General features: G+C 67.6%; 10 protein-coding genes and 1 pseudogene. 3 read left to right on the plus strand and 8 right to left on the minus strand.

What is annotated here, in order from left to right; all coding sequences use genetic code 11:
* On the plus strand, nt 1–3,753 hold a 3,753-nt coding region (locus A9X05_RS31615), incomplete at its 5' end, for an S-layer family protein (RefSeq protein WP_197499020.1).
* A 19-nt stretch (nt 3,754–3,772) separates the two neighbouring features.
* Here the strand turns inward: A9X05_RS31615 and A9X05_RS11110 are convergent.
* Genes A9X05_RS11110 through A9X05_RS11120 form a run of 3 tightly spaced genes read right to left on the minus strand, consistent with a single transcriptional unit; the run spans nt 3,773 to nt 5,745 of the window.
* On the minus strand, nt 3,773–4,906 hold the full coding sequence (locus tag A9X05_RS11110; RefSeq protein WP_067760618.1) for a flotillin family protein: 1,134 nt from the start codon (nt 4,904–4,906) through the stop codon (nt 3,773–3,775).
* 58 nt (nt 4,907–4,964) lie between these two features.
* Nucleotides 4,965–5,180 carry a hypothetical protein gene (locus tag A9X05_RS11115; RefSeq protein ID WP_082970936.1) on the minus strand — a complete coding sequence of 72 codons (216 nt, stop codon included), beginning with the start codon at nt 5,178–5,180 and terminating at the stop codon, nt 4,965–4,967.
* A 43-nt stretch (nt 5,181–5,223) separates the two neighbouring features.
* On the minus strand, nt 5,224–5,745 hold the full coding sequence (locus tag A9X05_RS11120; protein WP_067760622.1) for a 6-carboxytetrahydropterin synthase: 522 nt from the start codon (nt 5,743–5,745) through the stop codon (nt 5,224–5,226).
* A 78-nt stretch (nt 5,746–5,823) separates the two neighbouring features.
* On the opposite strand from A9X05_RS11120, the gene A9X05_RS11125 reads away from it, so the two are divergent.
* Nucleotides 5,824–6,180 carry a DUF732 domain-containing protein gene (locus A9X05_RS11125; RefSeq protein WP_067781311.1) on the plus strand — a complete coding sequence of 119 codons (357 nt, stop codon included), beginning with the start codon at nt 5,824–5,826 and terminating at the stop codon, nt 6,178–6,180.
* A gap of 9 nt (nt 6,181–6,189) precedes the next feature.
* Here the strand turns inward: A9X05_RS11125 and A9X05_RS11130 are convergent, their stop codons facing one another.
* Genes A9X05_RS11130 through A9X05_RS11150 form a run of 5 tightly spaced genes read right to left on the minus strand, consistent with a single transcriptional unit; the run spans nt 6,190 to nt 11,293 of the window.
* The gene (locus A9X05_RS11130; RefSeq protein ID WP_067781314.1) at nt 6,190–7,020 is read right to left on the minus strand and encodes an ABC transporter permease; all 831 of its coding nucleotides are present in this window, start codon (nt 7,018–7,020) and stop codon (nt 6,190–6,192) included.
* On the minus strand, nt 7,017–7,958 hold the full coding sequence (locus A9X05_RS11135; RefSeq protein WP_067781317.1) for a glycosyltransferase: 942 nt from the start codon (nt 7,956–7,958) through the stop codon (nt 7,017–7,019). The genes A9X05_RS11130 and A9X05_RS11135 overlap by 4 nt, the downstream gene beginning before the upstream one ends.
* A complete protein-coding gene (locus tag A9X05_RS11140; RefSeq protein WP_067268672.1) occupies nt 7,951–8,778 on the minus strand; it encodes an ABC transporter ATP-binding protein in 828 nt (275 codons plus the stop codon). Before A9X05_RS11140 ends, A9X05_RS11135 begins: the two co-directional genes overlap by 8 nt.
* A 10-nt stretch (nt 8,779–8,788) precedes the next feature.
* Nucleotides 8,789–9,295, minus strand: coding sequence for a bacterial proteasome activator family protein (locus A9X05_RS11145; RefSeq protein WP_067760630.1), 507 nt, complete (start codon nt 9,293–9,295; stop codon nt 8,789–8,791).
* Between the two features lie 21 nt (nt 9,296–9,316).
* Entirely contained in the window at nt 9,317–11,293 is a 1,977-nt protein-coding gene (locus A9X05_RS11150) for a DUF6541 family protein (RefSeq protein ID WP_067760632.1), read from the minus strand.
* Between the two features lie 118 nt (nt 11,294–11,411).
* Here A9X05_RS11150 and A9X05_RS11155 point away from each other — a divergent pair.
* Nucleotides 11,412–11,681, plus strand: a pseudogene (locus A9X05_RS11155) (cysteine desulfurase-like protein); the annotation flags it as partial.

Below are 11,681 nucleotides of genomic sequence, written 5' to 3' on the forward strand. Positions count from 1 at the left end.
GTCACCGACAGCGGCACTCTGACCGTCGGCTCCGGCGGCATCCTGACCGACAGTGGCTCTCTGACCGTCAGCTCCGGCGGCGCGCTCACGGTGAGTACGGGCGGCGCCGACACCGGCTTCCTCTCGGTGACCGGCGGCGGCACGCTTACCGTCAACGGCGGCACGGTCACCGTCAACTCCGGCGGTGTCCTGACCGTGGGCACCACCACAGCCAACAGCGGCACCCTCACCATTACCGGCGGCGGCACTGTGTCCGACGGCGGGACGCTCACGGTCAACAGCGGCGGCGCCCTCAACGTCAGCACCGCGACCACCGGGGACACCGGCAGCCTCACGGTGACCGGCGGCGGCAACCTGACCGACACCGGCGGCAGTTTCACGGTCAACAGCGGCGGCACGCTCAACGTCAGCAATGCCACTGTTACCGGTGACACCGGCAGCGTCACTCTGAGCGGCACCACCCTGACCGACGGCGGGACGGTCAACGTCAACAGCGGCGGCACGCTCACCGGCGGTGTGGGATTCAGCGAGGGCGACATCACCGTCACCAGCGGCGGCACCCTGAACGTCAACAGCGGCGGCACTGTTGCCCTCAACTTCGGCGCCCTCACCGTGGACTCCGGCGGCCAGGCCTTCGACGGCGGCGCTATCACCACCGGCGCGCCCGGCACCGCGGGTGGCCTGGAGGTCTACGGCAATCTCACCGTCACCCAGGGCGGCAGCCTCACCCTCAGTTCCAGCTGCGACGCCGATATCTGGACCGGCGGCACCCTCGCCGTCAACCAGGGCGGCCAGGTCACTGCCGCCGGCGGCAATCTCATCTTCAACGGCGGCAGCCTGGTCGACAGCGGCACCGTCACCGTCAACGGCGGACAGTTCGCCGCCGGCGGCGGCACCGTGACCGTCAACAGCACCGGCGTCCTCACCTTTAACGGCGGCCAGTTCGGCCTCAGCACCAGCACCGTCAACGACTCCGGCGCGATCACGCTCAATAGCGGTACCTCCGTGCAGCTCTTGGGCACCAACACCATCACGGTCAATAGCGGCGGCACGTTCACCAACGGCATCACCCTCAACCTTCCGGTCAACACCACCATCAGTGCCAGCGGCGGGACCGTCGAAATCAGCAATGGCGGTGCCCTCACCATCCCGTCCGGCAACACCCTCGCAGTCACCCAAGGCGGCGCGCTCACTGTCGACAGTGGCGGCAGTCTGACCGTCAGCCACGGTGGTGCGGTCACGGTGGGCACGGCCAGCACCAACAGCGGCAGCTTCACGGTCGGCGGCACTGCGTCCGACGCCGGGACGGTCACGGTCGGTCACGGCGGCACGGTCACCGTCGGCACGGGTGGGACCAACACGGGCAGCCTAACCGTGACCGGCGGCGGCACCCTGTCCGACGGCGGAACGGTCACGGTCCACAGCGGCGGCACGCTGACCGTCGGCACGACGACGACCGGGGACACCGGCAGCCTTACCGTCACCGGCGGCGGCAGCCTGTCCGACGGGGGCACTCTCACCATTAATTCCGGCGGCACCCTCAACGTCAGCACCGCGACTACCGGTGACACCGGCGGCCTCACGATTACCGGTGGCGGCACTCTGTCCGACGCGGGGACGGTCACGGTCAACAACGGTGGCACGCTGACCGTGAGCACGGGTGGCACCGACACGGGCAGCCTAACCGTGACCGGCGGCGGCTTCCTGAAAGACTTCGGCACGGTCGCCATCAACACCGGCGGCACTATCACCGATAACACCGGCGGCAGCGTTTTCGTCTATTCCGGTGGCACCTTCACCGACGCCGGCACCCTCAACCTGAATGGTGGTGCCCTGACCCTCTCCGGCGGCACGCTGGACGTGGCCAGCGGCGGGGTTGTCAACGACGCCGGCTCATTCTCGGTGGGCAGTGGCACCGGCACCCTGACCATCGACAATGGCGGCACCTTCACGGTCGAGAACGGCGGCTACCTGCTCAGCAACCCGGGCACCATCACCGACTCCGGCTCGGTGGTTGTCGACAATGGCGGCTATGTGGGCTTCGCCAACAGCAGCTTCAACGTCACCGACGGCGGCTCGTTGACCATTCAGTCCGGCGGCGTGTTCAGCGACAACAGCGCCATGACGGTGACCTCCGGCGGCACGGTGACCGATTCCGGCGCGTTGACGGTCCAGCCGGGCGCCACGCTGACGATCAGCCAGGGTGGTACCGACACCGGCAGCATGACGGTGACCGGCGGCGGCACTCTGTCGGACAGCGGGACGGTCACGGTCGGTCATGGCGGCGCCGTCACCGTGACCGGCGGCGGCAACCTCTACGACGCCGGCGCTGTCACCGTGAACCAAGGCGGCACCCTGACCGTGAGCACGGGTGGCACCGACACTGGCACCCTCACCGTCTACACCGGAGGCTCCGTCACCGACGGCGGCGACGTCATCGTCAACGCCGGCGGCAACCTCTACAACAGCGGGGCTTTGACGGTCACCGACGGCGGCACGCTGACGGTCAACAGCGGCGGCAACGTAGTCGACTACGGCGCTTTGACCGTCAACTCGGGCGGCACGCTCACCGATGCCGGGAATTTCGAGGTCAACGGCGGGACGATGGCCATCGACAGCGGCGGCACGGTCACCGTCGACAACGGTGGCGTCTTCTCCAACTACGGCACCCTTGTCGATTCCGGCACGCTGACCGTCGACAACGGCGGGCACCTCTACACCATCGATCCGATGACGGTCACCAACGGCGGCACACTGACCGTCGATCAGGGCGGCACGCTGTTCGACTACGGACCCTTGACGGTCGACTCGGGCGGCACCCTGACCGACAACGGCACCCTGACCATCCCTCAAACGGGCAGCCTGAGCGATGCGGGCACCCTGACCGTGGGCCCCGGCAGCACCCTGGATGACTACGGCACCCTGACCGTCAGCAGCGGCGGCACCCTGACCGACTCCGGCAGCATGATCGTCTACTCCGGCGGGACCCTCGCCGACAACGGCACACTCACTGTCAACGACGGCGGCAGCTTGGGGGTCTTCTCGGGCGGGACCCTCACCGACAGCGGCACTCTCACCGTCGATGACGGCAGCTTCCTCGGTAACTTCGGCACCACGACGGTCGATGCGGGCGGCACGCTGACCGTCGAGCACGGCGGCTCACTGGGTAACTTCGGCGGCACGATGGAAGTCAGCAGCGGCGGCACAATCAACGTCAACTCCGGCGGCACGTTCACCGAGGGCGCGGCGCTGACGATCGACCACGGCGGCGTATTGATCGACAACGGCACGCTCACCGTCAGCCCCGGCGGCGTGGTCAACGACGCCGGTGCGTTCTCCATCAACTCCGGTGGTGTGGTCACCATCGACCCCACCGGTGTCATGAGTGTCACCGGCGGGACGTTGACGGTCGACGACGGCTCCTATTTGATCGTCCACACCGGGGCCACCGTGCCGCTGAACCAGGGCGGTGCGCTGATTATCGGGCCCCACGAAATGGTCACCATCGGTCAGGGCGGCTCTTTCACGCCCAACGGCCTCGTCGGCCAGGTAATCATCAGCCCGGCGGTGCCGCCGGGCCCGGTGCCTCCGGAGGCGATCGCCGGCGCGGCCTCACCCGGGCTGTCGGGGACCTCGGGTCTGTCGGGTCTCTCGGGAATCCAGTCTCAACGGGACACCAATGGGATGCTGGACATGGATCTCGACGACCTGTCCAACGTGTTGTCTGACGACCTCACCTTCACCGGCGACTAGTGCTGCAGCACAAGCGAATTCATGAATTACCTGATTCGGAGTTCGTGGTCAGCGGCGGCGCGGCGGTTTCGTCGTCGTAGTAGTCGACGGTGCCCCGCAGGGCGTCGAAGATCGCCCTGCCCTGGGCGACCAGCCCGCTGGCCACCTCGGTGAGTCCCTCGGCGCCGTTGAGCACGGTCACGTTGGCGTTGGCGAGACCTCGGGCCGCCTTCTCCACGATCTCGGGCAGCTGATCGATCAGCGCCTTGTCCAGGGCGACCCGGTTGTGCGACGCCGCGGCCTCGGCCTGGATCTTCATCTTCTCCGCGTCGGCCACCGCCAGGATCCGCACGCGTTCGGCCTCGGCCTCGGCGGGCTTGACGACCTCGGCGACCAGCTCCTGCTGGCGCAGTTCGGCGGCGCGCTGGGCCAGCTCGGTGCGCATCTGCAGCACCTCGCGCTGGGCCTCGGCCTCGGCCAGCGGGCCGGCCTGGGCCGCCTCGGCCTGAGCCTTGTCGACCTCGGCCTTGTACTGCGCCTTGACGATCGCGGTCTCCCGGGCGAATTCGGCCTGCTTGCGCTGCGACTCCTGCTCGGCTTCGGCGGCCGCCTGGTTGGCCTGTGCCTGGGCGATCTGCGCCTGCTGCTGGATGGCCGCGTTGTGCGGCGCCGACATCGCGTTGATGTAGCCGAGCCCGTCGTCGTCGATGGACTGGATCTGCAACGCGTCGACCGTGAGGCCGATCCGGGCCATCTCCTCCTTGGAGCCGTCGAGGACCTCGGTCGCCAGCTTCTGGCGTTCCCGGATGATCTGCTCGACGGTCATCGAGCCGATGATCGATCGCAGGTGGCCGGCGAAGATGCGCCCGGTCAGCACGGACATCTGGTCCTGTTCGGACAGGAATCGCTGCGCGGCGCTGATGATGCTTTCGGTGTCGTTGCCGACCTTGAAGGCGATCACCGCACGGACGTTGAGCGTGATGCCCTGCTGGGTCACGCATTTCTCGGCGACCTCGGCCTCACACATCGCCAGCGTGAGGAAGCGGGCCTTGCGGAAGAACGGCATGATGAAGGCGCCGTGGCCGGTCACGACGCGGAAGGGGGCGTTGCTCTTGCTTCGGCCGCCGGAGATCAGCATCGCCTCATCGGGGGAGGGCACTTTGTAACCGAGCATCGGAACTCCTTTTGGGTTTCGCTGTTGTATCCCGGGCGATCCGGGTCGTCAATTCAGATCACGCGAGTTCGTGCCAGGGTTCGACGGTTACCGTCCGGGCTCCCCTGACCTCCACCACCAGCACCTGTGCGCCCTTGGGCAAGGGGTCGTCGGACCACGCCAGGAAGGCCTCCTTGGCGCCCCGCACGGTGACCAGCACCTCGCCGGCCCCGCGGTCGCCGCGGGTCGCCACGGTCAACGTCCCCACGCAGCCGATTGCCGAGGCGTCGCTCACGAACGCATACTCCCGCATCGGGATTGCAGGCGTCGGGTTTCGTCTAAACGGGACCCGCGGTGAGGGTAACGACGTTGTTGCGGCTCTCCCGGGCCTTGATCCGGGACACCCAGACGCGGCCACCGGTCGCCCGCGCGACGATGCTTTCCACCGTCTCGAACGTCCATGCGGCCGTGCCCGCCATTGCGGTGTCGTCCATGATCCGCAGGTCGATGACGCCCCGGTCGGCCAGCAACTCGAACAGGTCGCGTTGCGGGTCGTCGACGGCGATCAGCGTGGTGTGGTCGAACTGGTCCCGCAGCGCCGTCTTGACCTCGTCCAGTGTGACTTCGTCGATCACCGCGTCGGTCCCGGCTTCGGTTTCGGCACAGGCGAATTCGATGTCGAAGGCCCGTTCATAGCCGTGCAGGAAGAAACGCTTGCCTTGGTTGGCCCACGAGCGGTGGCAGCAGGGCAGGTTGTCGAACAACCTGCGCAGGTGGAACCTGGCCGTGCGACCCAGCGGGGCGTCGGCACGGTGGATCGTGGCCACGCGGGCCCCATCGGCGAAAACGGTGTTACGCATGGTGGTCAGCGTCCGGCGCCGGCCTTGCGGGATTCTCCATGGATTCTTGGAGCGCCAACGGCGGCCTATCGTGGAGATATGAACGTCGGTCCGGGAACGAGGTCGACAATCGCCGCGGCCATGCTGTCCGCCGCCGCGCTGCTTTCCGCGGCCCCGGCGGCCGCCGACCCATCCGACGACGCCTTCCTGGGCGCCCTGGCGGACAACGGGATCGTCGTGAACGACCCGATCACCATGGCGCGCTCGGTCTGCGCGGGGCTCGACAGGAACCAGAAAACGAGCGTCGTGGCGATGAAGGTGATGAAGGACACCAGTCTTTCGGCGCGCCAAGCCGGATTCTTCGTCGGGCTCTCGGTGTCCGCCTACTGCCCGCAGTACAAGGGGCAGACGGACGGTTCGTTGGACTGGCTGAATCCGCTGCCTCCGCTTATGTGAGCTGAGCCGCTAGACCCAGTACGGGACGCGGGCGCGGTACTGCCGCATCGCGAACGCCGCCAGCACCCAGCCGACGGCGGTCAGCGCCGCCACCACGGCCCAGTGCCGCAGCTCCTGGTGGGCGCCCAGCAACGGGGACCGCACGATGTCGAGATAGTGCAGCAGCGGGTTGAGTTCGACGATGCGCGACCAGCGCCCAGCGCCCTGCTGCCGCAACGTGTCGTCGTTCCAGATGATCGGCGTCATGAAGAACAGCAACTGCACCACCGAGAACAGCAGCGGACCGATGTCGCGATAGCGGGTGGCCAGGATGCCGAAACACAGTGACACCCAAATGCAATTGAGCACGATCAGCCCGAGCGCCGGGATGACCGACAGATCCGCCCACGACCACGGCTTGGGGTAGATGACCGCGATGACGGCGTAGATCACGATGTTGTGCGCGAACAGGATCATCTGCCGCCACACCAGCCGGTAGACGTGCACGGACAGCGGGGTGGGGAGTTGCTTGATCAGTCCCTCGTTGGCCACGAAGACGTCGGCACCCTCCAGGATGGCCGCGTTGATCAGGTTCCAGACGATCAGGCCGAGCGTGACGTACGGCAGGTGCACGGCGAGCTCGAGGTGAAACAGCTTGGAGTACAGGCCGCCCATCGCGACGGCGGTGGTGCCGGTCGCAATGGTGATCCAGAACGGGCCCAGCACCGAGCGGCGGTAGCGCTGCTTGATGTCCTGCCAGCCCAGGTGCAGCCACAGCTCGTGCCGGCGGAAGCCGGCGACCAGGTCGCCGCGGGCGCGGGTGAAGGTCCGCGACTGGGCGGCGGCGTCCAGAAACGTCATCGCGATCCTCCAGGTTCCGACGGTGGCGACCCGCTTCGAGGTTTGCCGAACTGTTCGCGACGGCCCAAGCGCCGCAAGCGAATCCACTCAGCGAGGCCCTTGGGATCACGGCGGGTCACCACGAAGTACCAGCCGAACCGAACCCACTCCTGGAGCTGCAGCTTGCGCAGGCCGGGCTGCGACAGAAGGTAGCCGCGGTTGCGGTAGGTGTAGAACCGCTTGGTGGGGTCGTCGGGGTATTGGGTGTGCATGCGTCCGCCCAGGATCGGCCGGAACTCCGCCGAGCCGCAGGGGTGGAGGTAGATCGCGTCCAGGCAGGTGCCGAACGGCAGGCCCGACCGCACCAGCCGGCGATGCATCTCGACTTCGTCGCCGCGGATGAACAGACGCAGGTCGGGAACGCCGATCGCCTCGAGCGTGGCCGCCCGGAACAACGCACCGTTGAACAGAGACGCGATTCCGGGCAGCAGGTCCTGTCCGGCCTCGGTGCGCAATTCGCTTGCCCGCCTGCGCCATACCAGCCCGCGGCGCAACGGAAATGCCAGCCGCTCCGGGTCGTCCATGTTGCACACCATCGGCGACACCTCGGCCAGGGCGTGCTTTTCGGCGCACGCCAGCAAGGTGGCCAGCACGCGCGCGTCCTGCGGCCGCCCGTCGTCGTCGGCCAGCCACACCCAGTCGGCGCCCTGCGCCAACGCATGCAACATGCCCAACGCGAAACCGCCTGCGCCGCCCAGGTTTCGGCGCGAGGGCAGGTAGGTGGTCGGGATCGGCTGGCCGGCCACCAGGTCGCGGACCCGGCCGTCACTGCCCCCGTCGTTGTCGACGACGATGAGGTGGTCGGGTACCCGGGTCTGGCTGCTCAGGGTGCCCAGCGATTTGGCCAGTTCGTCGGGACGCCGGTGGGTGACGACGACGGCGAAGATGGAGTCACTCATCCCCGGACGCTCTTTGTGCCAGCGGATTGTCCGCCGCCGTCTCGGCGAGCACCTCGCGCACGTGCCGGGCCGCGTCCTCGCCCTCGTAGGCGCGCACCACGTCTTCGATGCCGCCGGACATGCGGATAACGCCGTGGTCGATCCACATCGCCGTCTTGCACAGCCGGGCGAGGAATTCGTTGGAATGGCTGGCGAACACCAGGATTCCGGACCGCTCCACCAAACTCTGCAACCTGGATTGCGCCTTCTTCATGAAGTCGGCGTCGACCGCGCCCAAACCCTCGTCGAGCAACAGGATTTCGGGGTCGATGCTGGTGACCACGCCCATGGCCAGCCGCACCCGCATCCCGGTGGAGTACGTGCGCAGCGGCATAGACAGGTAATCACCGAGCTCGGTGAACTCGGCGATCTCGTCCACCTTGGCCATCATCTGCTTGCGGGTCTGCCCCAGGAACAGCCCGCGGATGATGATGTTCTCGTAGCCGGAGATCTCGGGATCCATGCCGACGCCCAGATCGAAGATGGGCGCGACCCGGCCGGTGACCTTCGCCCAGCCGCGGGTGGGTTCATAGATGCCCGAAAGCAGTCGCAGCAGAGTCGATTTGCCCGCGCCGTTATGGCCGACCAGGCCGACACGGTCGCCCAACTCCAGCGACATGGTGATGTCGCGCAGCGCCTCGACGACGACCACGTTGGAACTGTTGCGGCCGATGGTGCCGCCCGCCTTGCCCAGGAAGGCTTTCTTCAGGGAGCGCGACTTCGCGTCGAAAATGGGGAATTCCACCCACGCGTTGTGCGTCTCGATGTGAGGACCCGCCACCGTGCTTCGCTTAGAGGTATTGGCCGTGTCCGGAGCCGCCCGGCTTGCCGACGCCGGGGGGCAGCGCGCCCTGGCGCATGTTCTCCAGCTGCGCGCGGGCGGCCATCTGCTGGGCGAACAGCGCGGTCTGGATGCCGTGGAACAACCCTTCCAGCCAGCCGACCAACTGGGCCTGGGCGATCCGCAATTCGGCGTCCGAGGGCGCCGTGTCCTCGTTGAACGGCAGGGTGAGGCGGTCGAGCTCCTCGCGCAGTTCGGGCGCCAGGCCTTCTTCCAGTTCGCGGATGCTGGTCGCGTGGATCTCGCGCAGCCGGTTGCGGCTGGCCTCGTCGAGCGGTGCGGCGCGCACCTCCTCGAGCAGTTGCTTGATCATCGTCCCGATGCGCATCACCTTGGCGGGCTGCTCAACCAGATCGGTCAGGGAGCGCTCGTCGGAGTCGTCCTCCGCCACCGCCGTGATCCGCGGGTCGACGCCGCCGATGATCTCGATGCCGTCGTCGTCGTTGCGGGTACTCAATCCTTCACCATCCTTTGCGGACTAAGAGTGCGGCGCCGCGCCGATTCCGCGCCATTCGTAGATTCGGGCTCCACCGTTGTCGTAGATCAGCGCCCACGACTTCGATTTATCCAGTGAGACTAGTCCGTCGGGTACGGCGAAGCCCCGGACCGTCGGCGTGCTGGTGTAGACGTACCGAATATTGAGCGCTTTGATCGCCTCGACCACCCGCGGATCGGCATCGCCCTTGCGGGCGCCGGCCCAGAAGATGTACCGGTTGGGGCCGGGGCCCATCTGCTGCGGGTAGTCGTAATGGGTCCACAGCGGGTGCAGGTCGGCGACGGCGTACATCCACGCCGTGCCATCGGTGTTGGCGTTGCCGATCACGGTGGTGTGCGCCCCGGGCAGCGTGGCCAGGTACGCCATGGCCATCAGGTCGCGTTGGTCGATCATCACGGAGTCGTACTTGTCGCCGAACAAGACCAGGTGCCGATAGAAGTAGTGCCGCGCGGTGAACACGGTTGTCACCAGCAGCAGGACCGCCGTGGCCGCGGTCCAGGCCGGCGCGGGCAGAGGTTTTAATCGGCGGTCGGCGACCCGCTTGGCCGCGGCAACCGCCACCGTCACCACCAGGAATAGGGCGAGCCCCGCCATCGGCATGAGCAGCAGGGTGATTGCGGCCGAGATCCTGCGCGGGTCCTTGTAGAAGAACTCCCCGAACGCGCCGGCTATCGCCCCGACCGGGCCGCCGAGCGGCGTCCCCGCGTCGACGTCGACGACCACCAGCAACGCCCAGAGCGCCAGCGGCCACCAGATCCTCTTGTAGGCAAAGATGATCCCGCCGGCGATCGCCAGCGCCATGAGCCCGTACTGGTACGGGAAGTCGTTGAGGTGACGCGAATGCTGGAAGACGGCGTCCCACACCCCGCGCTTCTTGCTGAGCTTGGTCAGAAACGAGTGCCCGGCGATGATGTCTTCCTGTTGACGGACGCTGATGAACTGCGGCAGCAGAATCAGCCCGGTGGCCACGGTCACAGCGGCGAGCGTCGCCACGTCGGGAATCCGTCCCAGCACCGGATGCCACAACACATCCATCAGCCACCAGGCGACCAGGAACAGGACGACGATGAACCCGCCGGTCAGGTGGACGGACATCAGCCCGACGAACGCCAGCACCGCCAGCGGGATGCGATCGCGATGGCGCAGCGTGGAGGCGATCAGCACGAACGTCGGGACGGCGACACCGTAGGCGGCCAGGTTGGGCATCGCGGCGACGCCGAACTCGACGTAGGGCAGGGCGGTGAACGACACCGACAGCGCGGCGGCGGTCGCGGCCACGCCGGCGGTGCGCCATTCGCCCCAGTGGGGGCGCAGCAGCCGCCAGGTCAGCATCGCCGCGCTGGTCGGAAACAGCCACACCGAGGCCGCCACCGAGCTCAGCGTGTAGCCCGTGGTCGGGGCCGCTCCGGTGAGCTGACAGAACACCGCGGACAGGGCGTGAAACACCGACGGGTAGTACAGCGTCTGATGCGTCTCGACGTTGCGCAGCTCGCCCATGTGCGTCGACGACGCCTGCCCGGTGTCGAGGATGAACCGGATCTCGTTGGCATGCCACACGGCGTCCCAGGTACTCGGGATGGTCTGCCAGTGGGCGGCCAGGCCGCGATAGGCCGCCCACATGATCAGCAGCGCCCCGAGCAGCACCCCGGCCGCCACCATCAGCGCCGGCCAGCGGCCGATCCCGCGGGCCTCGGCCTCGGTGTCGCGGTACCGGCCGAGCAGCAGCTGCAGGACAACCATCACCAGGCACACGGCAACCAGCGTCGCCAGCGCGGTCCAGCCGTTCCAAGGGATTCCGACGGCGCCGAACGGAATGATCGCCAGCGCGACCGCGCCGTAGGTCAGCGCCGGGCCGACCGCGACAGCGATGGGCCAACTCAGCTGACTGATTCGCGCGATGATCGATCCGGGGGCTATCAGCAAGAACAATGCGATCAGCGTTCCGAACCAGAGGCCCACTCGACTAGTATGGCTGGCCGGGTGCCCTGCCTCGGGAAGCCACCGGTTGGCCGGAACGTCTGCAGCACCCGCTACGGTCACAGTTTCGCGGAAATGCGCAAGCTCTAAGGTGGCTGGCATGGCTTACGACGTCGCCCGGGTGCGCGGACTGCATCCGTCGCTGGGTGACGGGTGGGTGCACTTCGACGCGCCGACCGGGATGCTCATCCCCGATTCCGTCGCGACCACCGTTTCCACCGCCTTCCGGCGATCCAGTGCCACCACCGTGGGCGCGCATCCGTCGGCGCAGCGCAGCGCCGCCATCCTCGAGGCCGCGCGGGCGGCGGTCGCCGACCTGTTCAACGTGGACCCGGCCGGCGTCGTGCTGGGGGCCGACCGGGCGATCTTG

Origin of the sequence: Mycobacterium sp. E3298, from assembly GCF_001666895.1 — a bacterium.
Taxonomy (GTDB): Bacteria; Actinomycetota; Actinomycetes; order Mycobacteriales; family Mycobacteriaceae; genus Mycobacterium.